The 20,505-nt window shown below is 72.5% G+C and carries 23 protein-coding genes and 1 pseudogene; 10 read left to right on the top strand and 14 right to left on the bottom strand.

Going from position 1 to position 20,505, the window contains the following annotated elements; genetic code table 11:
• Positions 1–15: 15 nt before the first annotated feature.
• Genes EDD30_RS02130 through EDD30_RS02115 form a run of 4 tightly spaced genes read right to left on the bottom strand, consistent with a single transcriptional unit; the run spans position 16 to position 3,226 of the window.
• Entirely contained in the window at positions 16–813 is a 798-nt protein-coding gene (locus EDD30_RS02130; RefSeq protein WP_123678027.1) for a class I SAM-dependent methyltransferase, read from the bottom strand.
• Positions 810–1,847, bottom strand: coding sequence for a glycosyltransferase family 4 protein (locus EDD30_RS02125; protein WP_071807974.1), 1,038 nt, complete (start codon positions 1,845–1,847; stop codon positions 810–812). The genes EDD30_RS02130 and EDD30_RS02125 overlap by 4 nt, the downstream gene beginning before the upstream one ends.
• The gene (locus EDD30_RS02120) at positions 1,844–2,242 is read right to left on the bottom strand and encodes a 6-pyruvoyl trahydropterin synthase family protein (protein WP_071807975.1); all 399 of its coding nucleotides are present in this window, start codon (positions 2,240–2,242) and stop codon (positions 1,844–1,846) included. Before EDD30_RS02120 ends, EDD30_RS02125 begins: the two co-directional genes overlap by 4 nt.
• The gene (locus tag EDD30_RS02115; protein ID WP_071807976.1) at positions 2,243–3,226 is read right to left on the bottom strand and encodes a zinc-dependent alcohol dehydrogenase; all 984 of its coding nucleotides are present in this window, start codon (positions 3,224–3,226) and stop codon (positions 2,243–2,245) included.
• A gap of 113 nt (positions 3,227–3,339) precedes the next feature.
• Here EDD30_RS02115 and EDD30_RS02110 point away from each other — a divergent pair, with 113 nt between their 5' ends.
• Entirely contained in the window at positions 3,340–4,131 is a 792-nt protein-coding gene (locus EDD30_RS02110; RefSeq protein ID WP_071807977.1) for a CDP-alcohol phosphatidyltransferase family protein, read from the top strand.
• A gap of 3 nt (positions 4,132–4,134) precedes the next feature.
• On the opposite strand, the gene EDD30_RS02105 is transcribed toward EDD30_RS02110, so the two are convergent.
• Positions 4,135–5,019, bottom strand: a complete 885-nt coding sequence (locus EDD30_RS02105; RefSeq protein WP_071807978.1) for an ABC transporter substrate-binding protein — start codon at positions 5,017–5,019, stop codon at positions 4,135–4,137.
• A 93-nt stretch (positions 5,020–5,112) separates the two neighbouring features.
• Here EDD30_RS02105 and EDD30_RS02100 point away from each other — a divergent pair, with 93 nt between their 5' ends.
• The gene (locus EDD30_RS02100; RefSeq protein WP_143162882.1) at positions 5,113–5,487 is read left to right on the top strand and encodes a hypothetical protein; all 375 of its coding nucleotides are present in this window, start codon (positions 5,113–5,115) and stop codon (positions 5,485–5,487) included.
• On the opposite strand, the gene EDD30_RS38680 is transcribed toward EDD30_RS02100, so the two are convergent.
• Entirely contained in the window at positions 5,453–5,821 is a 369-nt protein-coding gene (locus EDD30_RS38680; protein ID WP_071807980.1) for a hypothetical protein, read from the bottom strand. The two genes, EDD30_RS02100 and EDD30_RS38680, sit on opposite strands and share 35 nt — an antisense overlap.
• Positions 5,822–6,094: 273 nt before the next feature.
• Complete coding sequence (locus tag EDD30_RS02090) at positions 6,095–6,364, bottom strand: hypothetical protein (RefSeq protein ID WP_071807981.1); 270 nt, start codon at positions 6,362–6,364, stop codon at positions 6,095–6,097.
• A 186-nt stretch (positions 6,365–6,550) separates the two neighbouring features.
• Between EDD30_RS02090 and EDD30_RS02085 the strand changes: the two genes are divergently transcribed.
• The 4 genes from EDD30_RS02085 (at position 6,551) to EDD30_RS02070 (ending at position 10,750) form a co-directional block, all read left to right on the top strand.
• Complete coding sequence (locus tag EDD30_RS02085; protein WP_148088109.1) at positions 6,551–7,294, top strand: hypothetical protein; 744 nt, start codon at positions 6,551–6,553, stop codon at positions 7,292–7,294.
• A 58-nt stretch (positions 7,295–7,352) separates the two neighbouring features.
• On the top strand, positions 7,353–9,197 hold the full coding sequence (gene htpG, locus EDD30_RS02080) for a molecular chaperone HtpG (protein ID WP_084556312.1): 1,845 nt from the start codon (positions 7,353–7,355) through the stop codon (positions 9,195–9,197).
• A 65-nt stretch (positions 9,198–9,262) separates the two neighbouring features.
• The gene (locus tag EDD30_RS02075) at positions 9,263–10,273 is read left to right on the top strand and encodes an NADP-dependent oxidoreductase (protein WP_394328238.1); all 1,011 of its coding nucleotides are present in this window, start codon (positions 9,263–9,265) and stop codon (positions 10,271–10,273) included.
• 81 nt (positions 10,274–10,354) lie between these two features.
• Entirely contained in the window at positions 10,355–10,750 is a 396-nt protein-coding gene (locus EDD30_RS02070) for an HIT family protein (RefSeq protein ID WP_071804921.1), read from the top strand.
• Here the strand turns inward: EDD30_RS02070 and thrS are convergent.
• From thrS to EDD30_RS02045, 6 genes are all read right to left on the bottom strand, one after another.
• Positions 10,747–11,958, bottom strand: coding sequence for a threonine--tRNA ligase (gene thrS / locus EDD30_RS02065; RefSeq protein WP_071804919.1), 1,212 nt, complete (start codon positions 11,956–11,958; stop codon positions 10,747–10,749). The genes EDD30_RS02070 and thrS overlap by 4 nt on opposite strands.
• A gap of 316 nt (positions 11,959–12,274) precedes the next feature.
• Complete coding sequence (locus EDD30_RS02060) at positions 12,275–13,114, bottom strand: PfkB family carbohydrate kinase (protein WP_071804917.1); 840 nt, start codon at positions 13,112–13,114, stop codon at positions 12,275–12,277.
• A 5-nt stretch (positions 13,115–13,119) separates the two neighbouring features.
• Entirely contained in the window at positions 13,120–13,275 is a 156-nt protein-coding gene (locus tag EDD30_RS38675) for a hypothetical protein (RefSeq protein WP_170047228.1), read from the bottom strand.
• Positions 13,276–13,371: 96 nt separating this feature from the next.
• Positions 13,372–14,232, bottom strand: a complete 861-nt coding sequence (locus EDD30_RS02055) for an amidohydrolase family protein (RefSeq protein WP_071804915.1) — start codon at positions 14,230–14,232, stop codon at positions 13,372–13,374.
• On the bottom strand, positions 14,229–14,468 hold the full coding sequence (locus EDD30_RS40250; protein ID WP_071804914.1) for a hypothetical protein: 240 nt from the start codon (positions 14,466–14,468) through the stop codon (positions 14,229–14,231). Before EDD30_RS40250 ends, EDD30_RS02055 begins: the two co-directional genes overlap by 4 nt.
• A gap of 9 nt (positions 14,469–14,477) precedes the next feature.
• Entirely contained in the window at positions 14,478–15,083 is a 606-nt protein-coding gene (locus EDD30_RS02045; protein WP_071804911.1) for a GNAT family N-acetyltransferase, read from the bottom strand.
• A 143-nt stretch (positions 15,084–15,226) separates the two neighbouring features.
• Between EDD30_RS02045 and EDD30_RS02040 the strand changes: the two are divergent.
• Positions 15,227–15,610: pseudogene (locus tag EDD30_RS02040) on the top strand (GntT/GntP/DsdX family permease); the annotation flags it as partial.
• Positions 15,611–15,669: 59 nt separating this feature from the next.
• Here EDD30_RS02040 and EDD30_RS02035 read toward each other — a convergent pair.
• Positions 15,670–16,452, bottom strand: a complete 783-nt coding sequence (locus EDD30_RS02035) for an LLM class F420-dependent oxidoreductase (RefSeq protein WP_071804932.1) — start codon at positions 16,450–16,452, stop codon at positions 15,670–15,672.
• A gap of 124 nt (positions 16,453–16,576) precedes the next feature.
• On the opposite strand from EDD30_RS02035, the gene EDD30_RS02030 reads away from it, so the two are divergent.
• From EDD30_RS02030 to EDD30_RS02020, 3 genes are read left to right on the top strand one after another with little or no spacing between them, the layout of a single operon-like run.
• Positions 16,577–17,599, top strand: a complete 1,023-nt coding sequence (locus EDD30_RS02030) for an alpha/beta hydrolase family protein (RefSeq protein ID WP_084556311.1) — start codon at positions 16,577–16,579, stop codon at positions 17,597–17,599.
• A 31-nt stretch (positions 17,600–17,630) separates the two neighbouring features.
• A complete protein-coding gene (bluB, locus tag EDD30_RS02025; protein ID WP_071804910.1) occupies positions 17,631–18,287 on the top strand; it encodes a 5,6-dimethylbenzimidazole synthase in 657 nt (218 codons plus the stop codon).
• A 10-nt stretch (positions 18,288–18,297) separates the two neighbouring features.
• Complete coding sequence (locus tag EDD30_RS02020; protein ID WP_071804928.1) at positions 18,298–20,442, top strand: transglycosylase domain-containing protein; 2,145 nt, start codon at positions 18,298–18,300, stop codon at positions 20,440–20,442.
• Positions 20,443–20,505: the final 63 nt, after the last annotated feature.

Raw genomic sequence — 20,505 nt, 5'->3', positions numbered from 1 at the left:
GTGGCGGCGGGCGGTTCAGTCTTTCTGCGCCAGAAGATCTTGATGCGCGACCGTGACCCGCAGCTCGCCCGCCTCCGCGGCCGCGAGCCGGGCCGCGAGATAGTCCTCGGTGGGCAGGTCGGGGCGCTGCTCGGCGGCCGCGGCGACCCAGCCGCGCAGCCACTCGGCGGCCAGCGCGGCCTGGTCGGGACCCAGCCGCCACGGGCTCGGCCGCGTCGTCACGGCGGCACCGGCCGTGGCGAAGGCCTCCGCCGCGGCGCCGACCGCCTCCGGCCCGAGCAGCCACCGGCCGCCGGTCTCGCGGCGCTGGTGCTCGTTGAACGCGGCGGACACCTCGGCGTCGAGCGGGTGCGGCGGCTCGAGGTGCACCTCGCCGACCACCGAGAGGGTGAACAGCGCGGGGACGCCGGCCTCGACACAGACCCCGGCGAGCGCGCGGACCTCGTCGGCGGTGAACAGGTCGAGCAGCGCCGAACACGTGACCAGGGACACGCCGTCCAGGTCGGCCGGGGTGAGCGCCGTCACGTCGCCCTCGACCGTCTCGACGGTCACCGGGCTGCCGTCGGCCGCCGCCGGGGGCACGTGCGCCGCCGCGTACGCGAGCAGCGCCGGGTCGCGGTCGTGCAGGATCCACCGCTGCGGCCCGGGCAGCCGCGGCGCCAGCCAGCGCGCCATCGAGCCGGTGCCGCACCCGAGGTCGCGCACTACGAGGGCGCCGCCCGCCGGGAGCATATCGATCAGGTCGGTGGCACGGGCGGCCGCGTCGGCGGCCTCGCGCAGCGACAGCCAGCCGGTGCTGAATTCTCCGGTCATGGGTGTAGTACCTCGCTCAGTCGTCGAATCGTGTGGTCCCAGCCGCGCAGCGTGCCGCGGCGTGCCCGGGCGGCGGCGCGCCAGTCCCGGCGCAGGCCCTCGTCGGTGAGCCACCGTCGCAGGGCGCCGGCCAGGGACTGTACGTCGCCGGGCGGCACGAGCCCACCCGGCACGGTGCCGTCGCCCGCCTTGCCCATCGCCTCCGGAACGCCCTCGACCTGCGTCGCGAGCACCGGGATGCCGCGGGCGAGGGCCTCGGTGACCACCATCCCGTAGGTCTCCGCGCGCGACGGCAGCACCAGCAGGTCCGCCTCGGCGTAGCTGGCCGCCAGCGCGGCGCCGCCGCGAGTGCCGGGAAACCGCACTCGGTCGCCGGCGCGCGCCTGCACCCGGGCCGCGAAGTCCCGGTCGTCGTCGAGGGAGCCCACGCAGACGCACGTCCAGTCCAGGTCGTCGAGCGTGTGCAACGCCTCGACCAGCACGTCCTGGGCTTTGCGCGGGGTGACGGAGGCCACACAGAGCAGCCGACCGCCGGCCGGGCTGCCCGCCGTCTCGGGCGCCGGATCGACGCCCGGGGGCGCCACGTGCACGCTGCCCACCGGCAGGGCGTGAAGTTGCTCGACGCGCCGGGCGGCGCCCGCGCTGGTCGCCACCACGGCGTGGGCGGCATGCACCGTGCGGCGCTCCCGGGCCGGGAGGTCCGGCGCGGCGCCGGGCTCGTCGCCGAGCGGAAGGTGCACGAGCACGACCAGGCGCAGCCGAACGGCCTGCTCCTCGACGACCCGCGGTGCCGCGCAGGCCACCAGGCCGTCCATCAGCACCGTCGCGCCGTCGGGCAGGCCGTGCAGCTCACCCGCGAGCCGGGCCTGGTCGTCCTCCGACGGGTACGGCCAGGGCGCCGCGACCGCGATCTCGTGGACCGCGCGGGTCGCGGCGAGCCCGGTCAGGATCCGCCGGTCGTACGTGTTGCCGCCGCTGGGCGCCGCCGGGTCGTCGATGTCGCCCGGCAGCACCGCGTACAGCGGATCCGTCACAGGTCTCGCTCGTAGCTCGCCCACGCGATGTGTGACTCGTGCAGCGTCACGGCGATGCCGGTGAGCCCGCTCGCACCCGCGCCGAGCTCGCCCGCGGCGGCCTTGCCGGCGAGCCGGTCGGCGATCACCTTGGCGAGGAACTCGGTGGAGGTGTTGACACCGGTGAAGTCCGGTTCGTCATCGAGATTGCGGTAGCTCAGGCCGGCGCAGATGGCGTGCAGCTCCTGGCTCGCCAGGCCGATGTCGACCACGATGTTGTCGGCGTCCAGCTCGGGACGCTTGAAGGTCGCGTCCACCACGAACGTGGCGCCGTGCAGCTTCTGGGCGGGTCCGAAGACCTCGCCGGAGAAGCTGTGCGCGATCATGATGTGGTCACGGACGGTGACGCTGAACATTCACTCTCCTGTCGGATAGGTGATCAGGTGGCACAGCGCGGGTAGTTCCCCACCGGCCAGCCGAGGCATGACCGCAGGCAGCTCCGCGAAGTCGGACTCGCCGGTCAGCAGCGTGTCGAAGACCGGGTCGGCGAGCAGGTCCAGGGCGACGGCGAGCCGGTCCGCGTACGTGCGGCGCCCACGCCGGGCCGGGGCGATCCCGCCGACCTGACTGCTCTTGACGACCAGGCGGCGGGAGTGGAAGAACTCGCCGAGCGGGACGCTGACCTCGCGGTCGCCGTACCAGCTCAGCTCGACGACCGTACCCTCGGCGGCCAGCAGCTCGAGCGAGCGGGTGAGGCCGGCGGCCGTGGCGCTGGCGTGCAGGACGAGGTCGCAGTCGCCGGTGGCGTCGGCGGGGAGCGCGAAGTCCACGCCCAGGGCCCGGGCGACCGCGGCGCGCTCCGGGTCGACGTCGACGAGCTGGACCCGGACGCCGGGGAAGCGGGACAGGATCGCGGCGACTCCGGCGCCGACCATTCCGGCGCCGACCACGGCGATCCGGTCGCCGACCAGGGGAGCGGCGTCCCAGAGCCCGTTCAGCGCCGTCTCCACGGTGCCGGCCAGGACGGCCCGGGCGGGCGGTACGGAATCCGGCACGACGGTCACCGCCTCGGCCGGGACGACGTAGCGGGTCTGGTGCGGGTAGAGGCAGAACACCGTGCGGCCGAGCAGCTCCGCCGGGCCGCGCTCGACCACGCCGACGTTGAGGTAGCCGTACTTGACCGGGGCCGGGAAGTCGCCGTCCTGGAACGGCGCGCGCATGGCGGCGTGCTGGCTCTCGGGCACGCCGCCGCGGAAGACGAGCGTCTCCGTGCCCCGGCTCACCCCGGAGTGCAGGGTGCGTACCAGGACCTCGCCGGGTCCGGGGTCGGGCAGGGCCACCGGCCGGATCTCGCCCCTGCCGGGCGTGACCAGCCAGAACGCGCTCGCCGTACCTGTCATCGGGTGAAATCTCCTCGCCGGGGGTGAACCGAACGCGCGGGCCGTGCGTGTTCAGGGGCAACTGCGGCAACCATACGCGGGACCTGATCTTGCATACCCGGAGGCGCGTAACTATGAGTATCGACACGATGACCGCCCGCACCGAGCGGGGACCCCTGACCGGGGCGGTCGTCCAGCTCGTTCTCATGGCGCTGCTGGCGGCGACGACCGGGCTGAGCCTCGCCGGCTGGCTGGCCGGTACGGCCTTCGCCGTGGCGCTGTGCCTGCTGCTGCGCGGCGGGATGCGCCGGGCCGGGATGCGCGCGCTCGGGCCGGCCAACGCGGTCACCCTGGGTCGGGCGACGCTGGTCGGCGCGGTCACCGCCCTGGTGGTGACCTCCTTCGAGCGCCCGGTCGCCCTGCCGGTGCTGGTCACGCTCGTCGGTGTGGCCCTCGCCCTGGACGGCGTGGACGGCCAGGTCGCCCGCCGGACGAACACCACCACCGCGCTGGGCGCCCGCTTCGACATGGAGGTCGACGCGTTCCTGGTCCTGGTGCTGAGCGTCTTCGTCGCCGGCACGTTCGGCTGGTGGACGGTCGCCATCGGCGCCTTCCGCTACGTGTTCGTCGCCGCGTCGTGGATCGCGCCGTGGCTCGACGCCGCCCTGCCGCCGCGGTTCTCCCGCAAGGTCGTCGCCGCGCTGCAGGGCGTCGTCCTGGTGGTCACGACCGCGAACCTGCTGCCGGGCCCCGTCGCGCTGGCCGCGCTGGCGGCCGCCGTGATCTCGCCCACCTGGTCGTTCGGCAAGGACATCGCCTGGCTGTGGCGCACCGAGCAGGCCCGGCGGGCCACGGTGGCACCGGCCCGCATTCCTGTGGCGCGCCGCGCCCGGCCCTCCCGCCGTCCCGCGTCCGTCAGCGCCTGATCCTCAGCAGACCCGGGCGACGGCGCCCTCCGGGGCGGCCGGTACGGCGTCCGGATGCAGGATCGCCGCGATCGCCTCGACCCCGTCGACCACCCGCGGGCCCGGGCGCACGACCAGCGCGTCGCCGTCGATGGCCCACACCCGGGCCTCGGGGAAGTGCGGCACCACCGCCGCGGCCTGGGCCACGGCACCGTCCAGGTGGAAGCCGCAGGGCGTGACCAGCACCACGTCGGGCCGCGCGGCGGCGAGTTCCGCCCAGGTCGTCTCCACCGACTTGCGGCCGGGGCGGGCCGCCACCGGCTCGCCGCCCGCGGCGGCGATCAGGTCCGGCACCCAGTGACCGGCGGTGAAGGGCGGATCCACCCACTCGACGACCGCCACCCGGGGACGAGGCCGCCCCGCCACCGCCGCCGCCACGGCGTCCAGCCGGCCCCGCAGCGAGGCCACGAGCGCGGCGGCCCGCTCCGGCACCCCGGCCCGCTCGCCCACCTCGGTGAACGTCGCGAGCACCTCGTCCAGCGTGTACGGGTCCAGCGACACCACGTCCGCCCGGCAGCCCAGATGGTCCAGGGCGCCGGAGACCTGCCCGGACGGCAGCGCGCACACCCGGCACAGGTCCTGGGTGAGGATCAGGTCCGGGTCGAGACCCGCGAGGGCGCCCGCGTGCAGGGTGTACAGGTCGGCGCCGGCCGCCATCTGCGACTTCACGTACCCGTCGATCTCGGCCGGGGTCATGCCGCGGGTGTCCCGGCCCCCGACCACCACCGTCTTCTCGGTCCGGGCCGACGGCGGCTCGTCGCATTCGAAGGTGACGCCGACCAGATCGGCGCCGAGGCCGAGGGCGTACACGATCTCGGTGGCGGACGGCAGCAGTGAGACGAGGCGCATGAGGGGTCAGTGTGCCGTACGCCTGTCACCCGAAGTGGTTCTTCCCCCGTGTCCCGCACCGGGTTGGCCGTCCGGCCGTGGCAGGGTCGGTCCGTGCCGATGCCCGATCTGGACCTTTACACCCCGCACCGGACGGTCACGGACGCCGCGTTCGAGGGCGTGCCCGTGCCCGGCCTGCGTGCCGAGTTCTTCCACCGTCCCGACGGCGAGCGGGTCGCCTCCGCGGGCCGGTACTCGATGGACGGCCGCGATCTGATGCTGGCGTGGGGCTTCGCCGACGAGGAGCACTGCCGCTGGTCGGCGGTCCGGGACCCGGCCGGCTTCTGGCATGCGGAGACCGAGGGCTGCCCGGTGGTGCGGGTGCTGCGGGCCGGCGCGGCGCCGGACGACCCCGTGTCGGGGCTGGCCGTCCGGGCGCCGACCGGGGAGTGGGTCACCGTCGATCGCGGGCCGGTGCCGGCGCGCTGACCGGGCCGCGCCGGGCCACATGCAGCGAGGCGCCGGTCAGCGTCAGCGCGAGCACGAACAGCGTCAGATGCAGGTACGGATTCGCGATGGGCAGGAAGCCGATGACGGCGACCGGGACCTGGACGGCGCCGATGAGCGCGGCGAACGCCAGCCGGCGGGGCCCCCGCCACAGCAGCACCGTCCACACCGGCGCGGAGACTACCGCGAGGGTCAGGCCGTCGAGCAGGACGTGCATGCCGGCGTTGTGCACGGCGTTGTGGGCGAAGGCCTGGGCGGGCGCGGCGACCCAGAGCGCGGCGAGGACGAATCCGGTGAGGACGGCGGTACGGCGCATGGTTCCTCCGAGCGTTACGGAATCGTTGCACTGAGCACTGACGCTACGGAGGGTGGAGGGCGGCCGTAAAGGCCTGGGCCCATTCACTCGCGCGGGTTCACGCGCGCCACGAGGTCGAACGCGGCGGGCAGGAAGGTGCTCCGACAGCCGAAGTCGTGGCGTCCCTCGCGTATCCACCGGCCGCCTTGGGCTGCGGCAAGGCGCGCTCCAGCGCCTGCACGTCGGCGAGCATGCCATCGGATCATGCCCCGGCCGCGCCAGGTTCCCGTGGCGTCAGCAGCCGGGGCCGGTCGTCCTGCCGTCGGTGATCCGGTAGGCGGAGATGTCGCCCTTCACGAAGGGCGCGAGCTGCGCGACCCGGGTCGGCGCGGCGTGGTGTCGCGCCTCGTAGGCCACGATCGCCTCGTCGACGGTCCGGCAGGAGACCTGCTGCGCCACCTCCGTCGTCGCCCGCGTGACGCTCTTCGTGTTCAACGTAGCGTAAGAGACACCAGCGATACTCACGGTGATAGCGGCGGCCATGGCGACCTCGCTCAACTTCACGATAACTCCTGCATGTACCTCCGCAGCCCGGTGCCGCAGAAGTAGAAGGTGAAGATACCCAGCGTAGTTGTCCCTCTGCAAGGCTCACGCACAGTGAGATACGGCGAATTCGTGGTGGGCAACGACACGGAGGGAAATATTGCTGAACCGGCTCTGAAATCACCTTCATGCCGGTATGACCATTTCATGGTTGAGTTGACGAGGCGGGAAAAGCAGCTCATCGGCTGCATGGCGGTGGTGTGCCTGGTCTCCGGCACGGGAGCCGTCGTGCTCGGCGCCGGCGACGACGGGCGTGGCGGCGGCACGGCGGCCCCGGGGGACCGGACGGTCGCGGCGGGAGCGGCGCAGGAACTCGGGGCAGCGGCCCGGCCGGCTCCCGGCGTGGCGCCGTCCCGCCAGGCGGGCGAGCCGGTCCGGGCGCCCTCGCGGATCCTCACGCTGACCCCACCGCCGGGGACGACCACGGCGAACCCGGCCGCGGCGACCGGCACCACGCCCGCGGCGACGACGGCCGGGCCGCAGCGCACGACCGCCGCTCTCCGGCCACCGGCCTTCTCGCGCCCGGCGCCGCCGGTGCCCACGCCGACGCGGGCGACCACACGGCCGGCGCCGCAGCGGCCCGCGCCGGACGCTACGACCCCGGCGGCGCCGCCCGCGACCACTCCGGCCACGACGCCCGCCACGACCCCGGCGACCACCCCGGCCACCACACCCGCCACCACCCCGGCCACGACGCCCGCGACGACGCCGGCCACGACGCCCGCGACGACGCCGGCCACGACGCCGGCCACCGCCGAGCCGGAGCCGGCCAAGTCCTCGCCGCAGGCCGACGACCACGGGTTCCCGTGGGCGCCCGGCGCCGGTGGCCTGCCCGGTCCCGGCTCGGTGGACTGGCCGCCCGCGGTGCCCACGGGCGACCCTTTCGAGTAGCCGGGCGGCGGGTCATACGATCAGCGTCGGACAACACCCGTATGCACGGAGGGACGACATGAGCACCGAGACGCTGGAGTTCCAGGCCGAGGCCCGCCAGCTCCTGCAGTTGATGGTCCACTCGATCTACTCGAACAAGGACATCTTCCTGCGCGAGCTGATCTCCAACGCCTCCGACGCATTGGACAAGCGGCGCCTCGCCGGCCTGCACGACGAGGCGCTCAGGGCCGACGACCCGCACATTGCGATCGAGGCCGATAAGGACGCCCGCACGCTGACGGTCCGCGACAACGGCATCGGCATGTCGCGCGAGGAGGTCGTGGGGCTGATCGGCACCATCGCCCGCTCGGGCACCGCCGAGATGCTGCGCCAGCTCAAGGAGAACAAGGAGTCCGCCGAGCTCATCGGACAGTTCGGTGTCGGCTTCTACTCGACGTTCATGGTCGCCGACAACGTCTCCCTGGTGACCCGCAAGGCCGGGGAGGACACCGGCACGCGCTGGGAGTCGGCCGGCGAGGGCACGTACACGATCGAGGAGGTGCCGGACGTGCCCGTCGGCACCGCGGTGACCGTTCACCTGCGTCCCAAGGACGAGGAGGACGCGCTCTACGACTACGCCGACGAGTGGAAGATCCGGGAGATCGTCAAGCGGTACTCCGACTTCATCTCCTTCCCGATCCGCCTGGTCAAGAGCGAGGGCGAGCCGGAGACCCTCAACTCCATGAAGGCCCTCTGGGCCCGTCCACGCGCCGAGGTCAAGGACGAGGAGTACGCCGAGTTCTACCGGCACATCAGCCACGACTGGACCGACCCGCTCGAGATCATCAACCTCAAGGCGGAGGGCACCTTCGAGTACGAGGCCCTGCTCTTCATCCCGTCCCGGGCGCCGCACGACCTCTTCCAGCGCGACGGGCGCCGGGGCATCCAGCTCTACGTCAAGCGCGTGTTCATCATGGACGACAGCCGCGAGCTGATCCCCGACTACCTGCGCTTCGTCAAGGGCGTCGTGGACGCCGCCGACCTGTCGCTGAACATCTCCCGCGAGATCCTCCAGCAGGACCGGCACATCCAGATGATCCGGCGCCGGCTCGCCAAGAAGGTCCTGTCCACCATCAAGGACCTGATGACGAAGGAGCCGGAGAAGTACCGCACCTTCTGGCGCGAGTTCGGCCGCGCCGTCAAGGAGGGCCTGCTCGGCGAGGCCGACGACCGCAAGGCCATCCTCGACGTCGCGTCGTTCGCGACGACCGCGGGTGACGAGCCGACAACCCTCGCCGACTACGTCTCGCGGATGAAGGAGGGCCAGGAGGAGATCTACTTCATGACCGGCGAGAGCCGGGCCCAGGTCGAGAACTCCCCGCACATGGAGGCCTTCAAGGCGCAGGGATACGAGGTTCTGCTGCTCATCGACCCGGTGGACGAGATCTGGGTCGACGCGGTGCCCGAGTACGACGGCAAGAAACTGCAGTCCATCGCCCGGGGCACCGTCGACCTGCCCTCGGACGACAAGCCGAGCGAGGAGAAGGCCGGCGAGTACGCGCCGCTGCTGACCTGGCTGGGCGAGACCCTGGAGGAGGTCAAGGAGGTCCGCCTGTCCACCCGCCTCACCACCTCGCCGGCCTGCCTGGTCAGCGACGCCGACGACATCACACCGACCCTGGAGAAGATGTACAAGGCCATGGGTCAGCAGGTGCCGCCCGTCAAGCGCATCCTCGAGCTCAACCCGGAGCACCCGCTGGTCACCGGCCTGCGCGACGCGTACGCCCGGGACGCCGCCGCCGCGGACCTGCCCGAGACGGCCGAGCTGCTGTACGGCACCGCCCTGCTCGCCGAGGGCGGCGACCTGGCCGACCCGGCGCGCTTCGCCAAGCTGCTCGCCGACCGGCTGGCCCGTACCGTCTGATCATGATCTTCGTCGCCCGGGCCCGGTAGCGGGCCCGGGCGGCCGGAGACCCGGTCTAGGGTCGGATCATGAGCGTTCTTTCCACTGAGATCCGCCTCGCCGCCCGTCCCCGGGGCTGGCCGACGGCCGACACGTTCGAGACCGCCCGGGTCGAGGTGCCCGACCCGGGGCCCGGCCAGATTCTCGTGCGTAACCTCCTGATGAGCGTCGACCCGTACATGCGCGGGCGGATGGACGACCGCGAGTCCTACGTGCCGCCGTTCGCGCTCGGCAAGGCGCTCGAGGGCGGCGCGGTGGGCGAGGTGGTCGCCAGCGGGGCCGACGGGTTCACGCCGGGCGACACCGTCCTGCACGGCCTCGGTTGGCGCGAGTACGCGCTGCTCCCGGTCAAGGCCGTGGCGAAGGTCGACCCCTCGGTGGCCCCGCTGGGTGCGTACCTGGGCGTGCTCGGCATGACCGGGCTGACCGCGTACGCCGGCCTGCTGCGCAGCGCCGAGTTCAAGCCCGGCGACACCGTCTTCGTCTCCAGCGCCGCCGGCGCCGTCGGCCAGGTCGTCGGCCAGCTCGCGAAGCACCGGGGCGCGGCCCGGGTGATCGGCAGCGCCGGCTCGGCCGAGAAGGTGGCCTACCTGCGCGACGAGCTGGGCTTCGACGCGGCGTTCGACTACCACGACGCGCCCGTGCACGACCAGCTTCGCCAGGCCGCACCGGACGGCATCGACGTCTACTTCGACAACGTCGGCGGCGACCACCTCGAGGCGGCGATCTCGTCGCTGAACCTGCACGGCCGGATCTGCGTCTGCGGCATGATCAGCGTCTACAACGCCACCGAGCCGACGCCCGCCCCCCGCAACCTTCCCATGATCATCGCCAAGCGCCTCACGATGCGCGGCATGCTGGTCAGCGACCACGGCGACCTGCGCGACGAGTTCGTCCGCGAGGTCGCGCCCCTGCTCGCGAACGGCACCGTCAAGCATCGCGAGACCGTCTTCGAGGGCATCGGGGCGGCCCCGGAGGCCTTCCTCGCCATGCTGCGCGGCGACGGCGTCGGCAAGAACCTCGTGCGGCTCGCCTGATCCCGGTGGTACGCCGGGTGCCGGTGACGTGATGTCATGGACGCACCCGCACCCGGTGTGCCCCACAGGAAGGTTCCCGCAGTGCCGACGATCTTCTCCCAAATCATCAACGGCGAGCTGCCCGGCCGGATCGTCTGGTCGGACGAGCAGGTCGCCGCCTTCCTCACCATCGCGCCCCTGACGCCCGGGCACACCCTGGTCGTCCCGCGCGCCGAGGTGGACGAGTGGACGGACCTCGACCCCGGCCTGCTGGCACACGTGATGACCGTGAGCCACACCGTCGGCGCCGCGCTCAAGCGGGCGTTCGACGCGCCACGGGTCGGTCTCGTGGTCGCCGGGTTCGAGGTGCCGCACGCCCATGTGCACGTCTTCCCCGCCTGGGAGATGGCCGACTTCGACTTCGCCAAGGTGAACTCCGGCATCAGCGGCGAGGAGCTGGACACGCACCACAAGCGCATCCTCGACGCTCTCGGCTAGACACCCGGCGCCCGCGCCGCCACGACCCTCGCCATGAGGCTGATCGCGTCGGCGCCGGAACGGGCGGGCAGCCGTCTGCCGTCGCGCAGGCGCAGCGCCACCTCGCCCCGAGGAGCCTCCCGCGCACCGATCACCGCCACGTACGGAACCTTGCGCCCGGCCGCCGCCCGGATCCGGGCGCCGACGGAGCCGTCGTGGCACACCTCGGCGCGCAGCCCCGCGGCGACCGCGTCCCGGGCGAACGCCGCGGCCGCCGCGTCCTGCGCGGCGGCGACCGGCAGCACGACCACCTGGACCGGCGCGTACCAGGGTGGCAGGGCTCCCGCGTGGACCTCGACGAGGTGCGCGAACAGCCGCTCGAACGAGCCGACCAGGCTGCGGTGCACCATCACCGGCCGGGCCCGGCCGCCGGAGGCGTCGGCATAGGAGAGGCCGAACTGCGCGGGCTGGTGGAAATCAAGCTGCACGGTGGACAGGGTGGACTCCCGGCCCGCCGGATCGGCGACCTGCACGTCGATCTTCGGGCCGTAGAACGCGGCCTCCCCGGCGGCCTCCTCGTAGGGCACGCCGGCCGCCTCCAGGGCCTCGCGCAGCACCCGCCCGGCCTCGTCCCACGCGTCGTCGTCACCGGCGTACTCGCCACCGTCTCCGCGCAGCGACAGCCGGTACGAGCGGACCCGCACCCCCAGCGCGTCGTGCGCCTGTCCCATCAGCCGCAGCGCCGCGGCCACCTCCTCGCCGGCCTGCGGCACGGTGCAGAACACGTGCCCGTCGTTGAGCGAGATGGCCCGCACCCGGGACAGGCCACCCAGGACACCGGACCGCTCGGCACGGTACATCGGGCCGATCTCGGCGATCCGCAGCGGCAGCTCACGGTACGAGCGGTGCCTCGACCGGAAGATCAGCGCGTGATGCGGGCACAGGCTGGGCCGCAGCACCAGCTCGTCGTCGCCGAGGCGTACCGGCGGGAACATGTCGCCCGCGAAGTGCGCCCAGTGGCCGGACAACTCGTAGAGCTCGCGCTTGGCCAGCACCGGCGAATGCACGTGCTGGAACCCGGCGCGGCGTTCCAGATCGCGGACGTACGACTCCACCTCATGGCGGGCGGCGGCGCCGGGCGGTAGCCAGAACGGCAGCCCCGCGCCGATGAGCGGGTCGGAGTCGAAGACGTCGAGCTCGCGTCCGAGCCGGCGGTGGTCGGCTTGCATGGTGTCTCCTTCGGTCGGGCCGGGGAGACGCCACGGAACGCATCTGCCCCGGGCATCTCGCCCGGGGCCAGGTCGTCGCTGGAAGAGGATCAGCGGGAACGCACGCCGGGACATTCCGGCGTCGTGGTCACCATCCTCAGAAACATGCCGCCCATGCTAGGCCGCGGCAGGGCTCGGCCTCCACGCCTTTCTTCGGCTCGATCACCCCGATGGGGGCCACAGGGAGGATTCGACGGCGGTGACGAAGGCTTCGGCGGTGTTCGGCGTGCCTCCACGTCATCGACAGCGGCTGTCTGACCCCACGACGGAACGTCGCTTACGACAGGGCCGCCAGCCACGAGCGGGGGCCGCGGTGCCGGACGCGGATCCCGGCAATCGTGATCGCGTACCGGATGGCCTCGGGCGGGGTTGCGCCGCGCGCGAGCGCGACGGTGAGCGCGCCGTGGAAGGCGTCGCCGGCGCCGGCGGTGTCGACCGCCTCGACCGGCGGCACCTCGATCTCGCCGGTCGCGTCCCCGGACCACCAGCGCACCGGGTCCGGGCCGTGGGTGATCGCTCCGCGGCTCGCGCCGAGTTCGCGCAGGGCCTGCGCGACCGGCCGGTCGCCGGGCGGACGGAAGGCCGCGGAACAGGCCGTCAACGCGGCGCGGGGGAGCAGGTCGGCGAAGACCGGGCGCCAGCTTCCGGCGTCCAGCACCAGCGGGCGACCGCTGTGCGCGGCGGCCCGGGCCAGGGCGGGGTGATGGCCGTCCGCCAGCACGGCGTCCGCGGCACGCAGCGTGCGTTCCAGATCCTCCGGTACACCCACCTCGGCGCCGCGGGCGTTGCGGCTGACGATCGTCCGCTGGCCGGTGCGGTCCAGCACGGTGACCGCCGAGACGGGAGGCGGCGCGGTGGCCCGCGGTGCCGCGTCGAGCAGGTCGACGCCGTGTGCGGCCAGGTCGGCGCGGATCAGGTCGCCGAGCGGGTGGGCGCCGACCGCGCTGACGAGGGTGACCTCGGCGCCGAGCGCGGCCGCGGTGACCGCGGCGTTGGTGGCCGGACCCCCGGCGGCGACCTCCGCCGAGAGGGCCTCGGCCTTCTCGTCCACGCCGGGCACCCGGTCGACGCGCTGCACCAGGTCCACGGTGGCCAGGCCGACGCAGACGAGGCGCACGGCGGTCAGGATGCCAGGTCGGAGAAGAAGACCCCGATGTTGCGGAACACGTTGGCGACCCCTTCGCCGATGCCGCGCGCGATGTCCGCGGCCGGCCCCGGGTTGGTGCCGATGTAGAAGATGACCAGGGCGAGCACGATCCAGCCGACAGCCTTCTTCATCGCCGATTCACCTCCTCGCCGCGGCCGGGTGGCGGTCCCGGGCGCGATCTATGATCGTCGCACAGCGGCGCACGTCGGGCCCGCCGAATCGGGCCGTCACAGGCCGAAAAGCCGGGCCGCGTTGTGCCAGCAGACGGCCCGCAGCCAGTCGTCGCCGAGGGTCAGGCCGGCGAGCGCGTCGAGCTGGTGGGCGTACGGATAGGGAATGTTCGGGAAGTCGCTGCCGAGCAGCACCTTGCCGGCCAGGCCGAGGTCGCGCAGGCGCGGCAGCAGTTCCCGCGGGAACGGGGCCATGTCCTCGAAGAAGCGGGTGAACGCCATGGTGGTGTCCAGACCGGCGCGCTCGTAGCGCTCGGCCAGCTCGAGGAACCCCGCGTACTCGGGGGCACCGAGGTGCGCGGCGATCATGGTGAGGCGCGGATGCCGGGCGAGGACCTCGCCGATCGGGCCGGGCCCGGTGAAGCCGTGCGCGACCGGTCCCGAGCCGGCGTGCACGATCACCGGCGTGCCGGCGTCGGCGAGCAGGCCCCACGCCTCGCGCAGCTCCTCGTCGCGCGGGTCGAAGCCGCCGACCTGCAGGTGCAGCTTGAAGATCGTGGCGCCGCGCTCCAGCGCCACGCGGACGTCGTGCGCCGCCGACGGCTCCGGGAAGAACGTCGCGCTGGGCAGGCATCCCGGGGTGCGCTCCGCGAAGCCCAGCGTCCAGTCGTTGAGGTCGGCGGCCATGCCGGGCCGGTGGGCGTACGCGAGCGCGGAGAAGGCGCGCACGCCGAGCCGGTCCAGCTCGGCCACCCGCTCGGCCTCGGTGCCGCGGTAGCAGATCGGCCACGACCGGCCGATCAGCGGGCCCGCCTCGTCGAAGTGCGCCCAGACGCGGCGCTGCATGCGCTCGGGCAGGAAGTGCGTGTGCACGTCGGCGAGGCCGGGCAGCCCTAGCGTGGCGGCGAAGTCCGTCATGCCGGGATCCCCCGCTCCGCCGCGCCCCGGCCGGCGTGACCGTCGAGCCGGTCGACGCGCAGCTCGCGCTCCAGCTTGGCGATCACCGTACGGAGGTCGTCGAGGCGCACGATCGTGCGCAGGCCGGGCGAGAAGCGGACGAGCCGCAGCACCCGGGCGATGCGGATGATTCGCAGCACCGCGGTGTCGCCGTGCAGGCCGGGGATGAACACGGCGGCGATCACAGTCGGGGACATCCCGCCAGCCTACGGAAACGCGAAGGTCCCTCCGGCGCGGACCGTGCGCCATTCGGAGGCGAGCATGGCGAAGTCGAGCTCGGTGCTCCACTCGCCCTTGAAGAGCTCGTTGTGGACCAGGCGCGCCTCCTGGCGCATCCCCAGCCGGCGAGCCACCGCCGCGGAGGCCTCGTTGCGTTCGTCGATGCGTGCGATGACGCGGTGCAGGCCCAGCTCCTCGAAGGCCAGCCGCAGCAGGGCGGACGCCGTTTCGGTCGCGTAGCCGCGGCCTGCGAAGCGCGGGTCGAGGATGTATCCGATCTCCCCGCCGCGGTGCAGCCGGCTGGACCAGAAGAGCACCACATCACCGACGAGCTGACCCGTCTGGGCCAGCTCGGCGCCGAGCGTCAGGGATTGCCCCTCGTCGGTCAGCGCGGTCCGCGCCCACGGCCCGGCGAGCCGGTCGAGGACGGTCTCCCGGTCCTGCGGCTCGAAGGGAACGTAGCGGCAGAGCTCGGGAATGCTGCGGTAGGCGAGCAACGAGTCCACGTCGCCCTCCGTCAGGGGGCGCAGCAGCAGACGTTCGGTGCGGACGGGGTATGAGGGACGCAATTCGGCGTGGTTCTCGTTCGGCACGCGACCATGGTGCCTTCCCGGGGCGCCGCGTGCCCCATTTCCGCCGGCGGTGTCCCATGATGCGATGGGTGTCGATCCGGGTACGGCTCGCCCATGACAGCGCATGCCGCTCCGGTGCTGGCCGCGGAGGCGATCACCTCCGCCGGCAGGTGCTGGTGGACGCGGGCGCCGGCGACGTGGTGGCGGACGCGGCCCGGGATGCCGACATCTCGGCACTGCTGCTGGGCTTCCTGGTGGTGGTCGGCATCCGGGTCGCCACCGGCTCGGCGACCGTCGCCACCATCACGGCCGCCGGCATCGTCGCGCCGCTGGCCACGACCCTGGACCGGCCCGGGGTGTCCCTGCTCGCGCTGGCGATCGGCTGCGGGTAGCTGTTCTTCTCGCACGTCAACGACGCCGGGTTCTGGCTGGTCAAGGAGTACTTCGGAATGACCGTCGGGCAGACCATCAAGACCTGGTCGGTGATGGAGACGGTCATCTCGGTGGCCGGCTTCGCCAGCGTCCTGCTGCTCGACCTCGTCGTCTAGGGCGGGACAGCACCGGCGTGCCCCGCACCGGGTGGTGCGGGGCACGCCGGTGTCGTGCCTCAGGCGTTCTGTTCGTCGCGCCAGGCCAGCCAGTCCCGCAGCGGGGCGAGGTCCGGCTTCGGGCCGCCGATTCCGAGCGTGAACAGCGACACGCCCTGCTCCCGCAGTCCTGCCGCGGCCTCCGGCTTGCTGTCCGCCTGCACCCCGCTGGAGATCTCGATCTCGCCGGGGTCGCGGCCAGCGTCGGCGCAGTGCTGCCGCAGGACGCCCAGTTTGTGGCGCAACGTCTCGGCGTCGCCGAAGCTGTGCCAGATGTCGGCGTGCTTGGCGACGAGCCGTAGCGTCTTCTTCTCCCCGCCGCCGCCGATGAGTACGGGGATGTCGCGCGTCGGCGGCGGGTTCAGCTTGCCGAGGCGGGTCTCGATGCGGGGCAGGGCCTCGGCGAGGGCGTCCAGGCGGCCGCCGGCGGTGCCGAACTCGTAGCCGTACTCCTGGTAGTCCTTCTCGAACCAGCCCGAGCCGATGCCGAGGATGAGCCGGCCGTCGCTGATGTGGTCGACGGTGCGCGCCATGTCGGCGAGCAGTTCCGGGTTGCGGTAGCTGTTGCACGTCACGAGGGCGCCGATCTGCACTCGCGAGGTCGCCTCGGCCCAGGCGCCGAGCATGGTCCAGCACTCGAAGTGCGGGCCGTCGGGGTCGCCGTAGAGCGGATAGAAGTGGTCCCAGTTGAACAGGACGTCGACGCCGAGCTCCTCCGCCTCGGCGGCCGTACGCCGGATCGTCGGGTAGTCCGCGTGCTGCGGCTGCAGTTGCAGCCCGATTCTCACAGGCCTGTGGGTCATGAGCCGGAGCATATTCCGGCGGGCGCCGGACCGGCCGTGGACGACCACCCGGCTCACCGAATGTGATTTACCGCTCGTCCGCCTTCCCGAGGTCATCACAGCGAGACACCGCACACTTGTCACCATGCGTAGACGGACACTGCTGCTGGGGCTGGCCGGCGCCGCCGGGGCCGGAAGCCTGGCCGCCTGCACGAGCGGGACCACGCCGCCGGGCACTCCGGCGCCGAGCACCTCCGCCCCGGCGGCCTCCCCGGCGACCCCCAGCGCCTCGGCGGCGCCCATCCTCGGCTCGACGGCCGCGTCCTCGCTGACGCCGCGGCCGGTCACGGCCCCGTACGTGCCCGCGCCGGGATCCGCGCCCGCGCAGGCGTTCCCGCTGGGCCGCTGGATCCTGTCGATCAGCCGAGGCGACCGTGCCCTGCCGACCCAGGTCCTCTACCCGGCCGCCGGGACCGCTCCGGCCACCCCGGCCCCGGCCGACGGCGCGCCGCCCGCGCCCGGTCGCTTCCCGCTGGTGCTGTTCAGCCACGGGCTGACGTCGCACCCGGAGGGCTACGCCGCGCTGCTGGCCCGCTGGGCGCAGGCCGGTTTCGTGGTCGCCGCGCCGAAGTATCCGCACACGTCCTACGGCGCCGAGAAGCTCGACCCGACCGACATCGTCAACCAGCCCGCGGACGCCTCGTTCCTGCTCGACACGCTGCTCACCCCGGGTCACGCGGTGACCGCCCTCGTCGACCCCTCCCGGATCGCGGCGGCCGGGCATTCCGCCGGCGGCATCACCACCGTGGGCCTGCTCAGCGCCCGGCGTGACGAGCGTCTCAAGGCCGCCGTCGTGTTCGCCGCCACGGACTTCCAGGGCATGCCGTTCACCGGGCCGAGCGCCGCGATGCTCTTCGTGCACGGCCGCAGGGACACCACCGTCACCCACCGTGCCGGGCACACCGTCTTCGAGGCCGTGCCCTGGTCGCGGGCCATGCTCTCGATCACCGAGGGCGGGCACGTGACCCAGGGCGCCGACTTCGAGGCCTCGACCTCGGCCTCGACGGAGTTCCTGCGCTGGGCGCTGTACGGCGACGCGGCCGCGAAGGCCCGGATACCCGAGGCGGCCGCGAAAGGCCGCGTGGCCACCTTCGAGAATCAGCTCTGACCGTACGGGGCCGAACTCACCGGGAGCCGCTTTGCCGCACGAGCTGTACGACACCATCCACCGCCGCCGCGACGTCCGGGGCGAGTTCACCGGTGCGCCGATCCCGGCCGACGTTCTCGAGCGGATCCTGGCCGCGGCGCACGCCGCGCCCAGCGTCGGGCTGTCGCAGCCGTGGGACTTCGTGCTGGTCCGCGACCGCGACCTGCGCCGCCGGTTCCGCGATCACGTGGAGACCGAGCGCCGGGTGTTCGCCGCCGGCCTCACGGGCGAGGCCGCGGCGCGCTTCGCCCGCATCAAGATCGACGGTGTGATGGAATCCACTCTTTCGGTGGTGGTGACCTACGACGCGCGGCGCGGCGGCCCGGCCGTGCTGGGCCGGCACGCCATCGCCGACGCCGGGCTCTACTCCGTCTGCCTGGCCATCCAGAACCTCTGGCTGGCCGCGACGGCGGAGGGACTGGGCGTGGGCTGGGTCTCCTTCTACCGCGAGGACTACCTGCGCGGCCTGGTGGGCATACCCGAGGAGGTGCGCCCGGTGGCGTGGCTGTGCCTGGGGCCGGTCACCCATCTTGAGCACGTACCCGACCTGGAACGGCACGGGTGGCGGCAGCGGCGGCCTCTCGATACCGTCCTGCATTCTGACAAATGGGGTAACCCTCGAGAGGCGGTGCTGGATCTCCGTGGCTAACGTGGGCCGGGTGAGTTTCTGGACCCGAAAACGCGATCGCTCCATCTTTGCCAACACCGGATCCCTGGTGATCTGCGGCCTGCTCGCCGGGGTCGTGGTGGCGGCGGCCTCCTTCCCGGCCGTCGCGATGTCGGGGCTGGCGGCGAAGGCGGGCTCGAAGGGCTTCGCGGAGCTGCCCACTGAGCTGGCGCAGCAGTCGGCTCCGCAGGTCACGCGGATCTTCGCGTCCGACGGCAAGACGCAGATCGCGGTCATGTACGACGAGTTCCGCAGCGACGTGCCGCTGAAGGACATCTCGAAGAACATGCAGAACGCGATCATCGCGGCGGAGGACCACCAGTACTACGAGCACAACGGCGTCGACCTCAAGGGTGTGGCGCGCGCGTTCGTCAACAACCGCAGCGGCGGCTCCCAGCAGGGTGCCTCGACGCTGACCATGCAGTACGTGCGGATGACTCTGGCCTACTCGGCGAAGACGCCGCAGCAGGCCATCGACGCCACCAAGGACAGCGCCGAGCGCAAGCTGTCCGAGATGAAGTACGCCCTACAGGTCGACAAGGAGCTGGGCAAGGAGAAGATCCTCGAGCGCTACCTCAACATGGCGCCGTTCGGCAACGGCGCCTACGGCATCTACGCCGGTAGCCAGGTCTACTTCAAGAAGAAGCCGAAGGACCTCACCGTGGCCGAGGCCGCGCTGCTGGCGGGCATGGTGAAGGCGCCGACCTCGTTCGACCCGACGACGCCGAAGGGCCACCCGCAGGCGCTCGCCCGGCGTGACTACATCATCAAGAACATGCAGGACCTCAAGATGATCACCCCGGAGGAGGCCACCAAGGCCAAGGCGGTGAAGCTGGGCCGGACGACCAACCGCCCGGGCAACGGCTGCGTGTCGGTGGCGAAGAACAACTGGGGCTTCTTCTGCGACTACTTCTACCGCTGGTGGCTGAGCCAGGAGGCGTTCGGCGCGACCACCTACGACCGTGAGCGCCAGCTCAAGAGCGGCGGCTACCGGGTGGTGACGTCGCTCGACCTCAAGGCGCAGGCGGCGGCGCGCGAGCGGATCACCGAGCGGATCGGCGACAAGAACCGCAACGCCCTGCTGCTGGCCGGCGTGGAGCCCGGCACCGGCCGCGTCCGCACGCTGGCGGCCAACCGCAAGTACAAGCTCGACAATCCGGCGGACCCCGAGAACAAGATCAGCTCCAACCCGGAGCTGGCGGCCCAGGGCATCCGGGGCACCTACCCGAACACCACGAACCCGATCATCACCGGTGGCGGAGACATCGTCGGCTACCAGTCCGGGTCGACGTTCAAGATGCTGGCCATGGTGGCGGCGCTGGAGAACGGCTTCGGGCTGGACCACTCGATCACCGAGGGGAACCGCTACAAATCGGGCTACATCATCGATCCGAGCTCGGACGCGGCCTGCCCGGGCACGCACTTCTACTGCCCGGAGAACGCGTCCAAGAGCTTGAAGGGCACCTTCAACATGTGGAGCGGCTTCGCCCGGTCGGTGAACACCTACTTCGTGCCGCTGCAGGAGCAGGTCGGCGCGGAGAAGGTCGTCGACGTGGCCAAGCGCTTCGGCATCCAGTTCCGCGCGAAGTCCGACGCCGACATGGCCAACAACCCGGAGGCGGCGCACCAGTGGGGCGCCTTCACCCTGGGTGTCTCCGCGTCGACCCCGCTGGACGTCGCGAACGCGTACGCGACGCTGGCCGGTGACGGCATGTACTGCAAGCCGACGCCGGTGCAGCGGATCACCTCGGCGAACGGCACGAAGCTCGACGCGGGCCAGCCGGAGTGCAAGCGGGCGACGAGCAAGGAGGTGGCCCGCAAGGCGCTCGACGCGGCCCGCTGCCCGGTCGGCGACCGGGCCCAGCTCGGCAACTGCGGCGGCTCGACCGAGCCCGCCGCCCGGCCCACGGTGGGTCACCCGGTCTTCGGCAAGACGGGTACGACCGACAGCTTCCGTACCGCGTCGCTGGTGGTCGGCACGACGTCGCTGGTCATCGCCGGATACCTGGTGAACCCGGACTGGGCGGGGCACAACGACTTCATGGACCACAACATCGTCAATCCGGCGGTCTACCGCGCCCTGGCCGACTTCATGGAGGGCAAGCCCCAGGAGGAGTTCAAGACGCCGGACCAGTAACGCCGCGCCTCGATCCTGCCCTGGACACGAGGCCCCGCCACCCATAGATTGACTGCAATCTAT

The organism is Couchioplanes caeruleus (genome assembly GCF_003751945.1).
GTDB lineage: Bacteria > Actinomycetota > Actinomycetes > Mycobacteriales > Micromonosporaceae > Actinoplanes > Actinoplanes caeruleus.
This window is presented reverse-complemented; position numbering and strand designations above follow the sequence as displayed.